The sequence below is a fragment of the Azospirillum agricola genome (assembly GCF_017876095.1).
GTDB classification, from domain to species: domain Bacteria; phylum Pseudomonadota; class Alphaproteobacteria; order Azospirillales; family Azospirillaceae; genus Azospirillum; species Azospirillum agricola.
Map to the genome: position 1 here is coordinate 18,649 of NZ_JAGINM010000006.1, position 19,204 is coordinate 37,852.

Consider the following 19,204-nt stretch of genomic DNA (forward strand, 5'->3'; position numbering starts at 1 on the left):
GATGCCGGCGGGAGGCCGGCCGCTCAGGGGCAGACGCGGCGGACGACGTCGAGCAGCTTGTCGGGGGTGAAGGGCTTCACCAGCCAGCCGGTGGCGCCGGCCGCCTTGCCCTCGGCCTTCTTGCCGTCGGCACCCTCGGTGGTCAGGATCAGGATCGGGGTGCGCTGGAAACCGGGCTTCGAGCGGACATGCCGGACGAAGGTCAGCCCGTCCATGTTGGGCATGTTGACGTCGGTGATGATGAGGTCGACCGGGTCGCCGTTGATGCGCTGGAGCGCCTCCACGCCGTCGCCGGCCTCGCGGACCGAGAAGCCGGCGCTGTTCAGCGTCAGGCGCACCATGTCGCGCATCACCTTGGAATCGTCGACCGCGAGAACGTTCTTGGCCATGGGGCGCATCCTTTGCGCTAGCGGGTGGAGGAGGGCGGCGGGATCAGGGAAGGGAGACGCCCGCGAGGTCGAGCAGCGACGCCAGCGCGGGCGACAGGTCGGAAACCGCCGCCGCGACGCCGCGGCGTTCGGCGGTCTGCACCGCGCTGAGGATCGCCGCCAGATCCGGCATGCTGAGGAAGTCGATGCCGTCCAGGCTGATGGCCAGCCGCTGGCCGGGAGCGGCGTCGCGGACGGCCTGCGTCAGCCCACCCACCAGATCGTTCGTCGAGCCGAAGAACTGCGAGACAGCGACCATGCGAATATCTCCTTGCCTGACCGTTTTCAAACCATGCCGGACGGGACCGGCGCGTTCGGGGGGCGAGAGCCTGTGTCGGGCCATCCCGGCGGCGGTGACGGTGGGCATCCGTGGTCCCCGCTGACTTGACGATGACGAAATACAGGACGGATTTCACTCTCGTCGTCGGATAGGTATCCGCCGGAAAAGGGATATCGTGGGATAGTATCCTGGCTCCGGCCGTCGCCTTTTCTCAGTGCTTGAGCGGGATGCATGCCAGTGCATGCGCATCCTGCCCTTCCAGCGCCGTCCGCTCGGCGACAGGCGCGCGGGCCGGACCATATTCGATGTGCGTGGCGATGGCGTACATGGCCAGACGCCGGCCGCTGGGTTGCTGCTCGGCGATCTCGCGCAGGCGCTGCACCATGTCCAGCAATTCGTTGCGATGTTCTTCGGTCATGACGGGCCCACCTTTAAAAGAGATCGACGCTGCCGGATGCGGCGCCGAGAACCATCGCGACGCCTTGCTGTCCGTCGAGGACCGTGGTCGGCGCGTGCCGGGCCGCGATGCGCGCCAGGCTGAACATGGTCGAGGACACGTCGAGCGGCCGCTTCCGGTTGCTGCCGATCATCCGTGGCCGTGCGGGCCCGATGGTGATGGTGAACATGGTCGCCTCCCGTGCTTGGATGGACGTTTCGCGTCTCAAGCCAAAGCGGGGCCGTGGCCGGACCGGGGTCGGGCAAGAGCTGGGCGTTGATTTGAGAAGGGGCCGGGACGCCGGGGCGAGGCATCGCAGCGAGGTCTGCGCCACCGCCGTCTTGGCTGTGATCCGAATGTACCCCATTCGATTTGGGACTACCGCCTTGGTGAGGGATAGTCCTACCGAGAAAAAGGCTACCGCCGCCTATCCCCGCCTATCCTAAGGGCGGAAGGGATGTTTCCCGAACCGGGCGGCCGGCACGGAGGGCGACGGGGGCGGTCCGCCCCTCACTCCCCGATCAGGCGCTGGACGATGCCGTGGAGCTGGCGCGGCGTGATGGGCTTGTGGACCACGGCCAGCCCCAGGGCGGCGGCCTCGCGCTCGCATTCGGTACCGATCTCGCCGGTCAGGATGATGCCGGGGATCGGCCGTCCGGCCCGCTCGCGGATCCTCACGATGGCCTCGGTCCCGACCTTGCGGTCGCGCAGCCGGTAGTCGGCGACGATGATGTCCGGCGCGCGGCGGACGGATTCCAGCCGTTCGAGCGCCTGGTCCGTCGAGCCGGCCATGACGACGTCGTAGCTCCATTCCTCGAAGATCGTGCGCAGCCCGGTCAGGACGATCACGTCGTCGTCGACCACGACGGCCAGCCGTCCGTGCCCCTCCTCCGCCGCCGTGTCCGCCGCCGTGTCCGCCGCCACCGTGCCGGTCGCGGTCCTCGCCGCTTCCGCTCCGGCCGGTGCCGCGGGTTCGGCGGCGCGCGGCACCTCGATGGAGAAGACCGAGCCCTTTGCAGGCTCCGAGCGCACCAGCACCGGGTGGTTGAGCAGCCGGGACAGGCGCTGGACGATGGCGAGCCCCAGCCCCAGCCCCTGGCTGCGGTCGCGCTCCGGGTTGCCGACCTGATGGAACTCCTCGAACACCTTGGTCTGATGCTCGGCCGAGATGCCGATGCCACTGTCCTGCACCTTGATGCAGACGCCGTCCCGCACTGTGTCGCACTCGATCCGCACGTGGCCCTGGTCGGTGTAGCGAAGGGCGTTCTCCACGAGGTTGCGCAGCATGCGCCCGAGCAGCAGCGCGTCGCTCCGCACGGTCAGGGCGGCGCAGGCGGTCGAGACCTCGAAGGCCAGCCCCTTGCTGGCGGCGATCGGGGCGTAGGCGGCGGCGATCTCCTCCAGCACGGGGCCGAGCGGCAGGTCGACGATGCGCGGCACGATCACCCCGGCGTCGAGGCGGGAGACGTCGAGCAGGCTGTCGAGCAGGTTCTTCAGCGTGTCGAGCGCGCGTTCCAGCGAGCTCAGCGGCCCGCGCCCGCGCGCGGCGTCGACATGCGGGTGCAGCGCGCCGGCGAACAGCAGGGCCGATTGCAGCGGCTGGCGCAGGTCGTGGCTGGCGGCGGCGAGGAAGCGCGACTTGGAGACGTTCGCCTCGTCGGCCTTCTCCTTGGCGTCGCGCAGCGATTCCTCCATGGCCTTGCGGGCGGTGAGGTCGATGTTCAGGGCGCTGAAATGGACCGGCCGGCCGCTGCGGTCGCGCTCGACCCGGCCGACGCTCAGGATCCAGCGCGTTCCGTCCTGGGGATGGAGGACGCGGTATTCGATTCCCTGGTCCGGCTCGCCGTCGTCCAGCACCCGGTGGAGGTGCGCCAGAACCGCCTCGCGGTCGGCCGGGTGGACCTGCTCAAGGAAGGTGTCGCGGTTGGGCGTGACGGTGGCCGGGTCGAGGCCGAACAGGCGGTAGTTGTTCTCCGACCAGTTCACCGTGCCGCTGAGCAGGTCGATGTCCCACAGGGCGGCGTTGGCGGCGGAAAGCGCGATGTTCAGGCGGTTCTCGGTCCGTTGCAGGGCCTCCTCCATCGCCTTGCGCTGGGTGACGTCGATGTTGATCCCGCTGAACTGCACCGGCGTGCCGTCCTCGTCGGCGCGGACGCGGCCGATCGACAGCACCCAGCCGACCCGCCCGCCGGGATGCAGGACGCGGTATTCCAGCGTCACGCTCGGCTGGTCCGGCACCGTGGTCGATTCCACGGGTATGGCGGCGTGGCGGTCGTCGGGGTGGAGGATGCTCCGCCAGCGGTCGGTGGTCGCCGGGTCCTTGTCCGGATCCAGGCCGAAGATGCGGTAGCTCGCCTCCGACCAGTAGCCGCTCTGGGTGCGCAGATCCCAGTCGAAGGTGCCGGCCTGGGCCGATTCCAGGGCCATGCTGAGATGGTCGTTGCTCCTGCGCAGATCCTCCTCGGCCTTGCGGCGGCGGGTGATGTCGAGCAGGTAGAGGGTCAGCCCGTTTTCCGAGGGGAAGGCCCGCATCCAGAACCAGCGGCCGCCGCGCGTGCCCTGGAACTCGACGTCTACGGTCCCCCGATCGGCCATCGCGCGCTGCATCCTCTCCCACAAAGGCCCGGCGGCCAGCTCGGGAAAGCCGTCCCGCAGCGACAGGCCGAGCGGATCCCGGCCGCCGGGGGAAAGCGCCCGCGCCTTGTCGTTGAGGTAGGTGAAGCGCCAGTCGCGGTCGAGCTCGACCACCCCGTCCACCGTGCTCGCCAGCACCGACGCGGTCTTGAGCGCGCTGCGCTGCGCCTGCTCGCGGATGCGCAGGAACCAGCGCAGGCCCCAGGCGGCGCCGACCCCGGCCAGCAGCGACAGCCCGCAGAAGATCAGCAGGGAGCGCAGGGCGGCGATGTCGACCGACCGCATCGCCGCGTCCTTGTCGAGACTCACCTGGAAGTAGAGGCCGCGCAGCTTCACCGTCGGTGGCGAATAGGCGATGACCCTCAACGTCCCGTCGCCGCCGCGCTGTTCGACGACCCCTTCGTCGTCGGTCTTCAGCAGGGGCCGAAGCTCGTCCGGCAGGCGCTGGCCGGGCGCCACCGGGGTTGCCGCCGGCACGGCGGCGAGGATCCCGCCGCCGCTGTCGGCGATCAGCACGGCCGCATGGTCGGGCAGGGATTTCTGCGCGAGATACTGTTCCAGCCAGCCGATGTCGAGCAGGACGGTGGCGACGCCGGCGCGCTCGCCCCGCGCGTCCTGGTAGGCGAGGGCGAAGGGGATGGCCGGCCGGCCGGTGGTGCGCGCCGTGACCGCCTGTCCGGCGACGATGCCGTCGCTGCGCAGGGCCTCCAGCCGGTAGGGCCGGTCGGCGACCGAGATGCCGACGGCCGACGGCACGGTCGAGCACCAGATCACGTTGTCGCGGTCGCTGATGCTGACCGCCAGATAGCTCGGGTACTGCTCCTTGAGCCGCCGGATCGTCGTGTTGCAGCTGGCCCCGTCCATGCGCCCGACGCCCATCTCGGTCAGGGTGACCAGGATGTTGTGAATGTTCTCAACCAGATGTTGCTGTTCAGCCTCGATAAGATCAAGAATTCGGCTGGACTCCTCCTGAATTTCCTGCTCGCGCGTGTGCCGAAGCTCCGAGAGGCTGAGAATTTCGAAGCCCAGGAGCGGGAGAATGACCAGAAGGGGCAAGGCGAGAAGGCGGCGCACCGATTTTTCCGGATGGCCCGCCATGGCGGGTGCTGTCACGCTGGCTCCCCTCACTCGCTCTTATTGTTCGATAATCTTGCCACGAACCATCCGTCAAGGTAACCGCCCGGCCGCTTTCGTCCAGTGGGGGCATCCCTTATCGGAGGGGACGAAGGCCGGCGGCTCCCCTTTCCGGCGCGGCGGCGGGCCGGGCGCCGCGGCTGTGACTGCGATGTGAACGGTTTGTCAACGGGGTGACTGCCAGCTTGGCAGTGGGAAGCGAAGCACCTATCGTGACGGTATAGACCGTTCCGCACAGCGAGCATCATGGCGAAGAGACCGACCGAGCTGACCTATTGGGTCGATGAGAAGCCGCCCGCCCTGGCCCTGGTCCTCCTCTCTCTCCAGCATTTCGCCCTGGTGGCGATCTTCCTGGTGGTGTCGGTGACGATCGCCCGCATGGCCCAGCTCGACGCCGAGGCCGGCAGCCGGCTGGTCAGCCTGACCATGATCGCCGGCGGGGTGGCGACCATCCTGCAATGCCTGGGGCGCGGCGGGCTCGGGTCCGGCTTCATGGTGCCGGCGACCACCACGACGATCCTGTTGCCGCCGGCGGCGCTGGCGCTGGCCAAGGGCGGGCTGCCGCTGCTGTTCGGCATGAGCGCGCTCGCCGGGCTGCTGGTGATGGCGCTGTCGCGGGTCATCCACCGGCTGCGCCCGCTGTTCCCCACCGAGATCGCCGGATTCGTCGTCTTCATGATCGGCCTGACCGTCATGATCCTGGCGGTGCGCCAGCTGATGGGCATGGGCGTCGCCGAGGGCGACTACGCCCGCTACGCGGCGGTCGGCCTGCCGGTGCTGGCGGTGATCGTCGGGCTGAACGTGTGGGGCGGCCGGCGGCTGCGGCTCTACTGCTCGCTGATCGGCGTCGTCTTCGGCTATGCGCTGGGGATGGCCGAGGGCTGGCTGGCGCCGCTCGACCTCAAGCATCTGGAGGAGGCGCCGCTGCTGGCCTTGCCGCAGCCGGGCAGCTTCGGGCTGGCCTTCGACCTGGAACTGCTGCTGCCCTTCCTGATCACCGCGCTGGCGATGGCGCTCAACTCGGTCGGCGCGGTGACGGCGGCGCAGAAGGCCAACGACGCCGAGTGGAAGCGCCCGGACATGGGCAACATCGGGCGCGGCATCCTGGCCGACGGGCTGTCCAACGTGGTGGCCGGGCTGCTCGGCGGCGTCGGGCAGGCGGCGACCTCGGGCGCGGTCGGGCTGTCGGTGGCGACCGGGGCGACCAGCCGCACCATCGGCCTCGGCGTCGGCATCCTGCTGGTCGCGCTGTCCTTCTCGCCGAAGATCGCCACGGCGCTGCTGATCATGCCGCCGCCGGTGGTGGGCGCGGCGCTGCTGTCGAGCGGCTGCTTCCTGGTGATGAACGGCATCCAGGTCATCAGCTCCCGCATGCTCGATTCGCGGAAGATCTTCGTGCTGGGCATCGCGCTGGCCTTCGGGCTGGCCCGGCTGGTCGATCCGCATTTCTTCGAGACGCTGCCGCACTGGATCCAGCCCTGGGTCGGTTCGCCGCTGACCGTCGCCGTCACGCTGGTGATCCTGCTGAACGCGACGCTGCGCATCGGCACCGGCACGCGGAGCCGGGTGCGGCTCGACATCGCCCACCTGTCTCCGGAACAGCTCACCGAGGTGGTGACCGCCCAGGGCCAGCTCTGGGCGGCCGAGCCGGAAACGGTCTTCCGCGTCCGCTTCGCCTTGCAGGAGGCCTTCGACCTGCTGAGCCAGAACGACATGGTGATGGCGGAGGCGGGCGGCCGCCGGCCGCTGGAGTTGCAGACCCGGTTCGACGAGTTCACCTTCTCGGTCACCCTGACCTACGCCGGCCTGCCGCTGACCATGGAAAAGACCCGCCCGACCGAGGACGAGATCCTGGAGGACGAGGACGGCATGCGGCGGCTGGCCTCCTACATGATCGGCCGGGTCGCCAACCGGATGACGTCCAGCGTGCGCGACGGCCGCTGCGAGGTGGTGCTGACCTTCAACGCCTGAGCGGCCCGCAAGCCGCCGAGCCCGGTTCATCGCCATCGGGCGAAAAGGGACGTGATCGAAAGGGGACGGGTGATCCGATCGGGAACCGGCGGCGTACAGGTGCGCATGTCCGACTCACACACCCTCTCCAGCCTTCCGCGGCCGAACCACCACCCGAGCGACGCCCTGCTGGTCGGCTACGGCGCCGGCTGCCTGTGCGAGGGGCTGTCGCTGGCGGTGGCGCTGCACCTTCTCCACTGCCTGGACTGCCGGGCGGCGCTGGCCGCCGTCGACGCGGTCGGCGGCGCGCTCCTGGAGGAGTGCCCGCCCGACCCGCTGGAGCGCCTGACCCTGGCCGACACGCTGGCCCGCCTGGACGGCGCCCCCGCCGTTGCCGAGGCTCCGCCACGCCGTCGCCGGGAGCCGGAAGGGCAGGCCGGGGAAGCAGGGGTGCCGGGTCCGCTGAAACCGTACATCGCGTCGCTGGAGGGGGCGCCCTGGCGGCGCCTCGCCCCCGGCGTGGAACGGGTGAGGCTGCTGCGCGGCGCGCGCGGCGGCGCGACGCACCTGCTGCGGGTCACGCCCGGCACGGCGGTGCCTCACCACGGGCACGCCGGGCTCGAATTGACGGTGGTGCTGTCGGGCTCCTTCACCGACGAGCGGGGGCGCTACGCGGCGGGCGACATGGCCGAGGCCGACGGCGACACGCGGCACCGGCCGGTCGCCGACCCCGGCGCCCCCTGCCTGTGCCTGCTCGCCACCAACGCGCCGCTGCGCTTCACCGGCCTGCTCGGCCGGCTGATGCGGCCCTTCCTCGGGCTGTGATCGGTTGGAGGCCGTGACGGCCCGTCACGCCTCGCAGGCGGCCCGGTAGCGGTCCATCGCGCGGCGGATGTCGTCGGGGATCGGCATCGAGGCGAAATCGTCCAGCGAGGTCGTCACCACCGTCAGGCTTCCGGACAGCCGGACCTGCTTGTCCACCTCGCCGTTGATGCGCAGCTTCAGGGAACTGCGGCCCAGCCGCTCGATCAGCACGCCGAGCGTCAGGGTGTCGCCCATCCGGCTGGGGATGATGAAGTCGCATTCCGCGTGCACGATCGGCAGGCCGAGCCGCCGGTCGAGGATCATGCTGGCGTAGTCGATGTCCAGGCCCTGCGTGAACCAGTCCTCGACCACGCCGTTGAACATGTCGAAGTAGACCGGGAAATAGACGATCCCGGCCGGGTCGCTGTGGGAGAAGCGAATGGGCCGCTGCACCCGGAAACACCCCGCCGGCAGGGGCCGGTGGCCCGGATGCTGGCCTGGGGGATGGCCCAGGGGGTGATTGGGGCGGCCGGGCCGCTCGCTGACGTCATGCATCTCTCGGTCGATCCCCTTTTTCCGCGAGGCCCCTCACATGGGGGCACCGGGCGCCGCCGTCAAACCGGTCGCGGCGAAACCCAACAATCCGGGAAAAAGACCTTCCGTTCAACGACTTCCTGCAAGATACGGGAATTCCTGACAAAATCGGCCCTCTGCGATGTTGCCGAAATGCTGCATCGCGTCAGGCGGCCCGCCCCGGCCGTGCGTGGGGAAGGCCTATGCGGTACGGCCGATGTCCCTGCTTTGCCACGGTTTTGCACGTTTTCGCGAGAAACATCACACAAAGATCCCGCGCCGCCTGTCCATGCTCCGCGCCTCAACGAGTTTTGACGCAACGAGATTTGGGAGATCGACCCATGGCCACCACCGCGACGAAGATCGTCGTCAACGCGCAGGGCCGTGCGGCCGCCGGCACGAACGCACACTTCAAGCTGCTGGTCGACGGCGTCAAGGTGGGCGAGGGCACCGCCGACACCACCGCGAAGACCTTCACCTTCACCGCGACGCTGGCGGCCGACACCGCCCACAAGGTGCAGATCCAGTACGACAACGACGCCGTCATCAACGGCCAGGACCGCAGCCTGACGGTGAACTCGATCACCATCGGCAACAAGACCGTCACCCCGACCGACAGCATCGTCAGCTACGACAAGGGCGCGCTCGACGGGCGCGACGTCGTGGCCGGGCAGAAGGATCTGTGGTGGAACGGCACGCTGGTGGTCAACGCCGACAAGAGCTTCTTCCCGGCGACCACCACCACCCCGACGACGCCCACCGCCGGCAAGACCGACACCATCGTGGTGAACGCGCAGGGCACCCCGGCCGGCGGCGTCAACGCCCATTTCAAGGTGCTGGTCGACGGCAAGCAGATCGGCGAGGGCACCGCCGGCACGACGGCCAAGGACTTCGCCTTCACCACCGACGCGGCCGACAAGGCGGCGCACAAGGTGCAGATCCAGTATGACAACGACGCCGTGATCAACGGCCAGGACCGCAGTCTGACGGTCAACAAGATCACCATCAACGGCCACGCCTACAACCCGACCGACAGCGCGGTGACCTACGACAAGGGGGCGCTGGACGGCAGGGACGTGGTCGCCGGCCAGAAGGGGATGTGGTGGAACGGCACGCTGGTGGTCAACGCCCCGGCCTCCGACTTCCCGGCCCCGGACACGACGCCTACGACGCCGACCACCCCGACCAACCCGGCGCCGACCGGCCCGGCCTTCTACGTCGCCGCCAACGGCAAGGACAGCTGGTCGGGCAAGCTGGCCGCCCCCAACGCCGACGGCACCGACGGGCCCTTCGCCAGCCTGACCAAGGCGCAGCAGGCCATGCGCGCCGACCCGACCATCGACACCACCTATGTCCGTGGCGGCGACTACACCTTGAAGAACGTGCTCTGGCTGGACGGCCAGGATTCCGGCGTGACCATCGCCGGCTACGGCAACGAGAAGGCGGTGATCCACGGCGGCTCGACGGTGTCGATCGGCCTCGGCGGCGCCAAGAACGTGACCATCGAGGGCCTGACCTTCACCGGTGGCACGGTGGACGGGCACCATGTCTACGCCGACAACGCCGCCGGCCTGACATTCGCGAACAACAGCGTGACGGGCGGCGGCTACGGCATCACGGTGCAGAACAGCGCCAACAGCCAGGTCGTCAACAACCAGTTCAGCGGCACCGGCGCCGAGGCCGTCTTCGTGAAGGCCGGCTCCAACGCCACGATCGTGTCCAACAACCTCATCAAGCACCCGAACGCGGCCGACCGCGGCGACGCCGGCATCTGGATCAACGGCAGCTCCGACGTCAAGGTCACGCACAACCAGATCGAGGATTCGCCGGAGAAGGCCATCGCCGTCGGCTCGGTCGAGACGACGGGCAGCGACGCGACCTACCGGGCGACCATCGCCTTCAACAAGGTGATCGACGCCAACCTGGAATCGAACGACGGCGGCGGCATCTACCTGATCAACCGCCAGCAGACCCTGACCGACCACATCGTCGTCAACAACGACGTGACCGGCACCACGGCGACCAACCCGACAAGCCCGGTGGCGAGCTGGGGCATCTACCTCGACGACTGGACCAGCGGCGCCACGGTGAAGGGCAACTACGTCCACGGCAACATCGGCGGCGTCTTCCTGCATGGCGGCTGGAGCAACAGCGTCACCGACAACCTGATCGCCGGCAACACCGGCGCCCAGATCGGGTTGCAGCAGGACGTCGCCTGGGGCGGCTGGAAGGGCACGACGATGTCGAACAACGACATCACCGGCAACCTCATCGACACCTCGAAGGGCGTCGCCGTGCATCTCTACGGCCCGGCCAACATGGGCAGGTTCCACGACAACGACTACACCAGCCTGGACACCAACGCCCGGCTGTTCGAGGCCTGGCCGCAGGTGATGGCGAGCGGCTCCACCGGCACCCTGAAGAACTGGCAGGCCGCCGGCTACGACAGCGGATCGGGGGTGCTGGACGCGCATTTCGTCAACCCGTCGGCGGGCGACTACATGCTGGCCGCCGATTCGCCGGTCTACCAGCACGGCTTCGACGTGCTGCCCTTCGACCAGATGGGCCTGCTGCACGCCTGACGCGGATGGGGATGGGGATGGGGTGGAGGAAACGTGCCCCACCCCATCCCTTCCGCCTAAATCCCCCGTCCGAGCTTGACACTATGTCCTCGGCGAAAAAGCCGGAGCGGAACCGTTGGGGTGGCGAAGACGTTATTGCTTCGGAACAACCCCTCGGCCAGACGCCGGGGGCATCTTGAAGTGAAGAGTCACCACCCCAACCTGTTGCATCGGTAATGCCGCACCCGATGTCTGGCGCTTCCCAAAGCAGAACCCGCGCGAATCGGCGCGGGGCTGCCGCCGGATACGGGGACGGTCCGCTGCCGGCCAAGAAAACGGCCAGGAACATTCAAGAGGGAACAATGGATCGTCGTGACACCTGGATGAAGGACCCCGAGCTGAAGGCCGCCTACGAGGCGCTCGGACCGAAGTTCCGGCGCGAGGTCGAACTGGCGCAGCAGCGCCGCAGCGAGCGTGGCGCCCACGCCGTGGTCGCCTCCTCGTCCCGCAAGCCGGCGCGCCAGCCGGTCGTCGTCCGTCGTTGATAGGGTCCGCCGCTGAGCGGGCTTTTTTTCAGCCCTTCCGCGTCTCCAGACCCCGCATGACCAGCGTCCACACGCCTTCGAAGGCGGCGGCGATGCCGGGATCGGACCATTCCGCCGCGTGCGCCGGGTTGTGGAAGCGGGCGGTCGCGTCGAGCAGGGCGCGGCCCGTCGCCTGCGGATCCGCCGCCGCGAACACGCCTTGCGCCACGCCGTCGGCGACCATGCGGGCCAGATCGGCGGTCAGGGCGGCGACATGCCCGGCCACCACCTCGCGCGCGTCGGCGGCGAGAGTCATGTAGGTCGCGAACATCTCCGGATCGTCCAGCACCTTGGCGTGCTTGGCACCGATCAGCGCGTCGAGCCAGCGGCGCAGCCGGGCGGGCGCCGGCCCATCCTCGGCGGCGATGGCGGCGAGCGGGGCGGAGACGCGGGCGAGCCAGCGCTCGGTCACCGCGTCGCGCAGCGCCGCCTTGCTGGGAAAATGCCGGTAGACGCTGCCGTGGCTGACGCCCAGCGCGCGGGCGACGTCGACCACCGTCGCCTTGGCCGGGCCGTAGCGGCGGAGCACCTCCTCCGCCGCCTCCAGGATGCGCTCCGCGGTGAGGATTGTCTCAGCCATGGGACCCCATCCCGGCACCGTGCCCGTTAGGATCTGCGCTCCCCTTGGCGGCGCTCGCTGTCGAGCATCGCCATCTGCTGCGGGGCGTAGCGGTCGCCGGCCGCAGCATTGGGCGGAACCGCCCGTTCGATGGCGGCGAGGTCGTCTGCGGACAAGTCAACGTCAAGGGCTCCCAGGGCTTCGGCCAGCCGGTCGCGCCGCCGCGCGCCGACCAGCGGCACGATATCCGATCCGCGCGACAGCGCCCAGCCGATCGCGATCTGCGCGACGCTGACCCCCTTGGCCTCGGCCACCGCGCGCAGCGCCTCGACCAGCGCCAGATTGTGGTCGAGGTTTTCGCCCTGGAAGCGCGGGCTGTGGCTGCGGAAGTCGCCGGCCGCCTGTCCCTGTTCCCTGGTCCAATGGCCACTGATGAGCCCGCGCGACAGCACGCCGTAGGCGGTGACGCCGATTCCCAGCTCCCGGCAGGTGGGCAGGATCTCGGCCTCGATGCCGCGCGAGACCAGCGCGTATTCGATCTGCAAATCGCAGATCGGGTGGACGGCGGCGGCGCGGCGGATGGTGTCCGCCCCAACCTCCGACAGGCCGATGTGGCGGACGTAGCCGGCCCTGACCATGTCGGCGATGGCGCCGACCGTCTCCTCGATGGGGACGTTGGGGTCGAGCCGCGCCGGCCGGTAGACGTCGATGTGGTCGAGACCCAGCCGGTTCAGCGTGTAGGCCAGCGCCGTCTTCACCGCCGCCGGCCGCGCGTCGTAGCCAAGCCAGTTGCCGGCCGGGTCGCGCTGGGCGCCGAACTTGACGCTGACCTGGAAGCGGTCGCGCGGGACGCCCTTCAGCGCCTCGCCGATCAGCAGCTCGTTGTGGCCCATCCCGTAGAAATCGCCGGTGTCGAGCAGCGTCACCCCGGCGTCGAGCGCCGCGTGGATGGTGGCGATGCCCTCCGCGCGGTCGGACGGACCGTACATGCCCGACATGCCCATGCAGCCGAGCCCCAGCGCCGACACCTGCGGGCCGGTCTTTCCAAGCGAACGCACGATCATGATCCCCTCCATCGGAACGCGATGGAGGGAGTATCACCTACCGACTAACAGATTTCAATATCTGTCATCCGGTATTCGTCAGAATCGTCAGGAGGCCGGGTTGCCGGCCGCGCGATCCACCACGATCACCCGGAAATCATTGACGTTGGTGCGGGTCGGCCCGGTGACGACGAGGTCGCCCAGCGCCTGGAAGAAGCCGTAGCCGTCGTTGTTCGCCAGATGCGCCTTGGCGTCGAGGCCGAGTGCCGCGGCGCGGGCCAGCGTGTCCGGGCGCAGCAGGGCGCCGGCGTTGTCCTCCGTCCCGTCGATGCCGTCGGTGTCGAAGGCGGCGGCATGGATGCCGGGGTGGCCGTCGAGGGCGACGGCGAGCGCCAGCAGGAACTCGACGTTGCGGCCGCCGCGCCCGCTGCCGCGCACGGTGACGGTGGTCTCGCCGCCCGACAGCAGAACGGCGGGGGCAGGGGCCGGCTGGCCGTGGCGGGCGATCTGGCGGGCGATGCCGGCGTGCACCTTGGCGACGTCGCGCGCCTCGCCCTCGAGGTCGCCGAGGACGACCGGGGCGTAGCCGCGCTCGCGGGCGACCGCCGCCGCCGCGTCGAGCGCGTCCTGCGGGGTGGCGATGATGCTGGTGACGGCACCGGCCAGACGCGGGTCGCCGGGTTTCGGCGTCTCGTCCTCGCCGCGCTCCAGATGGGCGGCGACGCCGGGCGGCGGGGTGATGCCGTATTTGGCGAGGATGGCGCGGGCGTCGGCGAAGCTGGTCGGGTCGGGCACGGTCGGGCCGCTGGCGATCACCGAGGGATCGTCGCCCGGCACGTCCGACACCAGCAGCGAGACGACGCGCGCCGGGTGGGCCGCAGCGGCGAGCCGGCCGCCCTTGATGGCCGAGAGATGCTTGCGCACGCAGTTCATCTCGGCGATGTCGGCGCCGCTCTTCAGCAGGGCCTTGGCGACGGCGCGCTTGTCGTCGAGCGAGACGCCGGGGGCCGGCAGCGCCAGCAGCGCCGAACCGCCGCCGGAGATCAGGCAGAGCACCAGATCATCGGCGGTCAGCCCCTGCACCATCGCGAGGATGCGCTTGGCGGCGTCCTCCCCGGCGGCGTCGGGCACCGGGTGCGAGGCCTGGACGACCTCGATGCGCTCGGTCGGCAGATCGTGGTCATAGCGGGTGACGACCAGCCCGGTCAGCGGCCCCGGCCAATGATTCTCGACCACCTTGGCCATGGCGGCGGCGGCCTTGCCGGCACCGATGACGACGGTCCGTCCCTTGGGCGGCTCCGGCAGCGCCGCCGGCAGCCGCGTGTCGGCGACCACGGCGCCGAGTGCCGCCTGGAACAGGGCGTGGAGCAGGGTGTCGGGAGCGGCGGTGTCGGCGGCGTTGGTGGTCATGCGGGCTCGGCCATGGTCATGGGGAGAGGGGCGGGGCGCCTAGAATGCACCGGATGCGGCGGAAGGCCAACGGTTGGTGTGGGGAGCGGAATTTGGCAGCAAAATCCCTCTCCCGGGGCGGGAGAGGGAATCAACGTCGCGGGATCGTCAGACGGTTCTCACACCGCCTTCACCTCGTGGTTCGCCATCAGCTCCAGCGCCTTGAGCAGGCCGGAATGGTCCCACTGCGCGCCGCCCTGGGCGGCGCAGGCGTTGAAGAGCTGCTGGCAGCTCGCGGTGTGGGGCAGCGCCAGGTTCAGCGCCTTGGCGCCGCTGAGCGCCAGGTTCAGATCCTTCTGGTGCAGCTCGATGCGGAAGCCGGGGGTGAAGTTGCGGTTGATCATCCGCTCGCCATGCACCTCCAGGATGCGCGAGGAGGCGAAGCCGCCCATCAGCGCCTGGCGCACCTTCGCCGGGTCGGCCCCGGCCTTGGACGCGAACAGCAGCGCCTCGGCGACCGCCTCGATGGTCAGCGCGACGATGATCTGGTTGGCGACCTTGGTGGTCTGGCCGTCGCCGTTGCCGCCGACCAGCGTGACGTTCTTGCCCATCTTGTCGAACAGCGGCTTCACCGTGTCGAAGGCCGCCTGCGGGCCGCCGACCATGATGGTCAGCGAGGCCGCCTTGGCGCCGACCTCGCCGCCCGACACCGGGGCGTCGAGATAGTCGCAGCCGAGCGCGTTGACGCGCGCCGCGAACTCCTTGGTCTCGATCGGCGAGATGGAACTCATGTCGACGACGATCTTGCCGGCGCTCAGCCCCGCCGCGATGCCCTTCTCGCCGAACAGCGCGGCGGCGACGTGCGGGGTGTCCGGGACCATGGTGATGATGACCTCGGACGCCGCCGCGACCTCCGAGCCGCTCGGGCAGGGGATGGCGCCCTTGGCGGTCAGCTCGGCCGCGACCGGCTTGATGTCGTGGACGTAGAGCGTGTGACCGGCGTCCAGCAGATGCCCCGCCATCGGGGTGCCCATGATGCCGAGACCGATGAAACCGACCTTCATTGCCGTGGTCCTTTCTCGCGTGAACAGGGGTGTCATCAGGAGCGGTAGGGGGCGAACCAGCCGAGTCCGTCGCCGGTCACCGTCTTCGGCTTGTACTCGCAGCCGACCCAGCCGCCGTAGCCGACGGCGTCGAGATGCTTGAAGAGGAAGGGATAGTTGATCTCGCCGGTGCCCGGCTCGTTGCGGCCGGGGTTGTCGGCGAGTTGGACATGGGCGATGCGGGCCAGATTGGCCTCGATCGTCCGCGCCAGATCGCCCTCCATGATCTGCATGTGGTAGATGTCGTATTGCAGGAAGAGGTTGCCCGACCCGACGCGGTCGATGATGTCGAGCGCCTGCTTGGTCCGCTTCAGGAAGAAGCCGGGAATGTCGCGGGTGTTGATCGGCTCGATCAGCAGGCGGATGCCGGCTCCCGCCAGTGCGTCGGCGGCGTAGGCCAGATTCTCGACGAACTGGTCGCGCGCCTTGTCGGAGCAGGCGCCGGTCGGCAGGATGCCGGCGAGGCAGTTGATCTGCTTGCAGCCCAGAGTGCCGGCGTAGTCGATGGCCTTGGCCACGCCGTCGCGGAACTCCGCGGCGCGCTCGGGCAGGATGCCGATGCCGCGGTCGCCCGCACCCCAGTTGCCGGCCGGCAGGTTGTGCAGGACCTGGGTCAGCCCGTGCCGGCGCAGCTTCTCCGCCAGCGCGTCGGCCGGGAAGTCGTAGGGGAAGAGATACTCGACGCCACGGAACCCGGCGTCGGCCGCCGCGGCGAATCGGTCGAGGAAGGCGTGCTCGTTGTAGAGCATCGTCAGGTTGGCGGCGAACTGCACCATGGCCGAACTCCCGGTTGCGTCCTGGCCGCCGTCCGGGGATGGGGCGGCCTTTGCAACGGAGCTTGACCGCCCGGCAGGTCCTGGAGCCAGTTCGGCGAACGGCTTTTTCACGCAGTGGAAAGCGGGCGCGGAAGCCCGGACTTCATCGGGAGTTTCGGGACAGTTGGACGTTGAAATGGACGAAGATGCGCTGCAATCCCTTGGTCGTTATTTTCGTGCAGTATGACTCGGCACCATCAAGGACAGAACGCCATGAGGGCTAAGGAGAGCTTTATCGCCGCGTTGGCGATGATGCTTTGTGTTCCGTCGGTATCCTTCGCAGACGGTCGCAATGGAGAGCGGATTTTTTTGAGCCGCTGCGCCATGTGTCACGGCAAAGATGTTAGAGGGACAGGGCCTTTGGCCAACAAAAGCAACCCTCCAACTCCCGATCTTACCACGTCGGAGTTCAAGAAACGTCTGCTCGACTATCCCGGTGTCATCGTATCGTCTGTAATATTACGTCCAAATGGCGATCTGATCCCAAGGACCTTGCGGGAAAACGGCGTGAGTTTGCCGGCCTTCGCATGGACGGTTAAGGATTTCCGCGATCTGAATGAGTATCTGAGCGGCATGATCTCAGAAACCAAATGACTGGGGAGCGGTGCTTCGGGGAGCCTATACGGAATGAAATTGACCTTTACGTAAACGTCAATTAGCCTTCGCGTCACGGATGATCCGTGCCGCCAGCGCCGCCAAGAGCGCCCCTTCCGCCGGAGGAGAAGACCCGTGTCCAACGCCAGCCCCTACCCGCATCTGCTCGCCCCCCTCGACCTCGGCTTCACGGTGTTGAGGAACCGGGTTCTGATGGGCTCGATGCACACCGGGCTGGAGGACCGGCGCCGCGACTTTCCCAAGCTCGCCGCCTATTTCGCCGAGCGGGCGCGCGGCGGGGTCGGGCTGATGGTGACTGGCGGCTTCGCCCCGAACGTCGAGGGCTGGCTGTCGCCCTTCGGCTCGACGCTGGCCAGCCGGTCGGCGGCGGCGGCGCACCGGGTGATCACCGGCGCGGTGCACGCCGAGGGTGGGAAGATCGCGCTCCAGATCCTCCACGCCGGCCGCTACGGCTACAGCCCGCTGTCGGTGGCGCCGTCGCGCATCAAGTCGCCGATCACCCCCTTCACCCCGCGCGCCCTGACCGGGAGGGGCGTCGAGCGCCAGATCCGGGCCTTCGTCCGTTGCGCCGTTCTGGCGCGCGAGGCCGGCTATGACGGGGTGGAGGTGATGGGATCGGAGGGCTATCTGATCAACCAGTTCCTCGTCGCCCACACCAACCGGCGGACCGACCGCTGGGGCGGCTCCTACGAGAACCGCATGCGCTTCCCGGTGGAGATCGTCACACGCATGCGCGAGGCGGTCGGGCCCGACTTCATCATCATCTTCCGCCTGTCGATGCTCGACCTCATCCCCGACGGCAGCGATTGGGCTGAGGTGGTCCAACTCGCCAAGGCGATCGAGGCGGCGGGCGCCACCATCATCAACACCGGCATCGGCTGGCACGAGGCCCGCGTCCCCACCATCGCCACCAGCGTGCCGCGCGGCGCCTTCGCCTGGGTGACGCGGAAGCTGAAGGGGGAGGTGGCGATCCCGCTCTGCACCACCAACCGCATCAACGCGCCCGACGTGGCGGAAGATATTCTCGCCAGCGGCTGCGCCGACATGGTGTCGATGGCCCGCCCGCTGCTGGCCGATCCGGAGTTCGTCAGGAAGGCCGCCGCCGGCCGGCCGCAGGCGATCAACACCTGCATCGCCTGCAACCAGGCCTGCCTCGATCATGTCTTCTCGCGCAAGCGGGCGAGCTGCCTCGTCAACCCGCGCGCCTGCCACGAGACCGAGCTGCCCTTCCGCCCGGCGGAAACGCCCAAGCGGTTCGCCGTGGTCGGCGCCGGCCCGGCCGGACTGGCCTGTTCGACCGAACTGGCGGCGCGCGGCCACGCGGTGGAGCTGTTCGACGCCGCGAGCGAGATCGGCGGCCAGTTCAACATGGCCAAGCGCATCCCCGGCAAGGAGGAGTTCCACGAAACCCTGCGCTACTTCCGCCACCGGCTGGAGGAGACCGGCGTGGCGCTGCGTCTCGGCCGCCGGGTCGGGGCGGCTGACCTGATTTCTGGGGAACTGGCGGGCGGCGGCTACGACGCGGTGGTGCTGGCGACGGGGGTGGTGCCGCGCGACCCGAAGATTCCCGGCCAGTCGCACCCCAAGGTGCTGAGCTACCTCGACGTGCTGCGCGGCGACAAGCCGGTCGGCCGCCGCGTCGCCGTGGTCGGGGCCGGCGGCATCGGCTTCGACGTCTGTGAGTTCCTCGCCCATGGGCATGGTGATGGCCACAACGGCCCGTCGCCCAGCCTGGACCGCGATCTGTGGCGCCGCGAGTGGGGGGTCGGCGACCCGGCCGAGGCGCGCGGCGGCGTCGCCGGTGTCCGCCCTCAGATGGCTCCGTCCGAACGCGAGATCGTCCTGCTCCAGCGCAAGGCGAGCAAGCCCGGCGCCGGGCTCGGCAAGACGACCGGCTGGATCCACCGGGCGGCGCTGAAGATGAAGGGGGTGGAGGCGCTGGCCGGGGTCAATTACGAGCGCATCGACGATTCCGGCCTGACCATCAGCTTCGGTGAAAAACGCGAGCGCCCGCGCCTGCTGGAGGTCGACAGCATCGTGCTGTGCACCGGGCAGGAACCGCTGCGCGACCTCAAGGCTCCGCTGGAGGCGGCGGGCGTGCCGGTGCATGTGATCGGCGGCGCCGACGTCGCCGCCGAGCTGGACGCCAAGCGCGCCATCGGCCAGGGGGTGCGGCTGGCGGCGACGCTCTGACCGGCGGAGAGGCCGTTCCGGGACACGGATGAACACGGATATCCACGGATGAACACGGATTTGGCTTTTTATCCCGTTCATCCGTGCGCCGGCGGAGCCGGCA

At 69.2% G+C, this 19,204-nt stretch carries 17 protein-coding genes; 6 read left to right on the top strand and 11 right to left on the bottom strand.

The annotated features are described in order from the left end of the window. Positions 1–23 precede the first annotated feature (23 nt). From J2847_RS10305 to J2847_RS10325, 5 genes are all read right to left on the bottom strand, one after another. On the bottom strand, positions 24–389 hold the full coding sequence (locus J2847_RS10305; protein WP_085557851.1) for a response regulator: 366 nt from the start codon (positions 387–389) through the stop codon (positions 24–26). A gap of 43 nt (positions 390–432) precedes the next feature. Further along, on the bottom strand, positions 433–687 hold the full coding sequence (locus tag J2847_RS10310; protein WP_209778913.1) for an STAS domain-containing protein: 255 nt from the start codon (positions 685–687) through the stop codon (positions 433–435). A 232-nt stretch (positions 688–919) separates the two neighbouring features. After that, entirely contained in the window at positions 920–1,126 is a 207-nt protein-coding gene (locus J2847_RS10315; RefSeq protein WP_209778914.1) for a hypothetical protein, read from the bottom strand. Between the two features lie 13 nt (positions 1,127–1,139). After that, positions 1,140–1,334, bottom strand: a complete 195-nt coding sequence (locus J2847_RS10320; RefSeq protein WP_085557854.1) for a hypothetical protein — start codon at positions 1,332–1,334, stop codon at positions 1,140–1,142. A gap of 320 nt (positions 1,335–1,654) precedes the next feature. Further along, positions 1,655–4,891, bottom strand: a complete 3,237-nt coding sequence (locus J2847_RS10325) for a PAS domain-containing protein (protein ID WP_209778915.1) — start codon at positions 4,889–4,891, stop codon at positions 1,655–1,657. A gap of 267 nt (positions 4,892–5,158) precedes the next feature. Between J2847_RS10325 and J2847_RS10330 the strand changes: the two genes are divergently transcribed. Then, positions 5,159–6,883, top strand: coding sequence for a uracil-xanthine permease family protein (locus tag J2847_RS10330; RefSeq protein ID WP_209778916.1), 1,725 nt, complete (start codon positions 5,159–5,161; stop codon positions 6,881–6,883). A 105-nt stretch (positions 6,884–6,988) separates the two neighbouring features. Then, positions 6,989–7,687 (top strand): ChrR family anti-sigma-E factor, encoded by a 699-nt coding sequence (locus J2847_RS10335; protein ID WP_209778917.1) that lies wholly within the window; start codon positions 6,989–6,991, stop codon positions 7,685–7,687. Between the two features lie 24 nt (positions 7,688–7,711). Here the strand turns inward: J2847_RS10335 and J2847_RS10340 are convergent, their stop codons facing one another. Beyond that, a complete protein-coding gene (locus J2847_RS10340; protein WP_325169364.1) occupies positions 7,712–8,119 on the bottom strand; it encodes an acyl-CoA thioesterase in 408 nt (135 codons plus the stop codon). Positions 8,120–8,580: 461 nt separating this feature from the next. On the opposite strand from J2847_RS10340, the gene J2847_RS10345 reads away from it, so the two are divergent. Both J2847_RS10345 and J2847_RS10350 read left to right on the top strand, forming a co-directional pair. Then, the gene (locus J2847_RS10345) at positions 8,581–10,821 is read left to right on the top strand and encodes a carbohydrate-binding domain-containing protein (RefSeq protein WP_209778919.1); all 2,241 of its coding nucleotides are present in this window, start codon (positions 8,581–8,583) and stop codon (positions 10,819–10,821) included. A gap of 341 nt (positions 10,822–11,162) precedes the next feature. Continuing rightward, positions 11,163–11,345 (top strand): hypothetical protein, encoded by a 183-nt coding sequence (locus J2847_RS10350; RefSeq protein ID WP_179166325.1) that lies wholly within the window; start codon positions 11,163–11,165, stop codon positions 11,343–11,345. A gap of 28 nt (positions 11,346–11,373) precedes the next feature. On the opposite strand, the gene J2847_RS10355 is transcribed toward J2847_RS10350, so the two are convergent. From J2847_RS10355 to otnI, 5 genes are all read right to left on the bottom strand, one after another. Further along, positions 11,374–11,964: a TetR family transcriptional regulator gene (locus J2847_RS10355; RefSeq protein ID WP_209778920.1), complete on the bottom strand. Its 591-nt coding sequence runs from the start codon at positions 11,962–11,964 to the stop codon at positions 11,374–11,376. Positions 11,965–11,990: 26 nt separating this feature from the next. Beyond that, complete coding sequence (locus tag J2847_RS10360) at positions 11,991–13,007, bottom strand: aldo/keto reductase (RefSeq protein WP_209778921.1); 1,017 nt, start codon at positions 13,005–13,007, stop codon at positions 11,991–11,993. An 87-nt stretch (positions 13,008–13,094) separates the two neighbouring features. Beyond that, complete coding sequence (locus J2847_RS10365; RefSeq protein WP_209778922.1) at positions 13,095–14,396, bottom strand: glycerate kinase type-2 family protein; 1,302 nt, start codon at positions 14,394–14,396, stop codon at positions 13,095–13,097. Positions 14,397–14,554: 158 nt separating this feature from the next. Beyond that, the gene (glxR, locus tag J2847_RS10370) at positions 14,555–15,439 is read right to left on the bottom strand and encodes a 2-hydroxy-3-oxopropionate reductase (RefSeq protein WP_209778923.1); all 885 of its coding nucleotides are present in this window, start codon (positions 15,437–15,439) and stop codon (positions 14,555–14,557) included. Between the two features lie 35 nt (positions 15,440–15,474). Beyond that, positions 15,475–16,254, bottom strand: a complete 780-nt coding sequence (gene otnI / locus J2847_RS10375) for a 2-oxo-tetronate isomerase (protein ID WP_209778924.1) — start codon at positions 16,252–16,254, stop codon at positions 15,475–15,477. 252 nt (positions 16,255–16,506) lie between these two features. Here otnI and J2847_RS10380 point away from each other — a divergent pair, with 252 nt between their 5' ends. Beyond that, entirely contained in the window at positions 16,507–16,887 is a 381-nt protein-coding gene (locus J2847_RS10380) for a c-type cytochrome (RefSeq protein WP_209778925.1), read from the top strand. 135 nt (positions 16,888–17,022) lie between these two features. Beyond that, positions 17,023–19,101, top strand: coding sequence for an oxidoreductase (locus J2847_RS10385; protein ID WP_209778926.1), 2,079 nt, complete (start codon positions 17,023–17,025; stop codon positions 19,099–19,101). Positions 19,102–19,204: the final 103 nt, after the last annotated feature.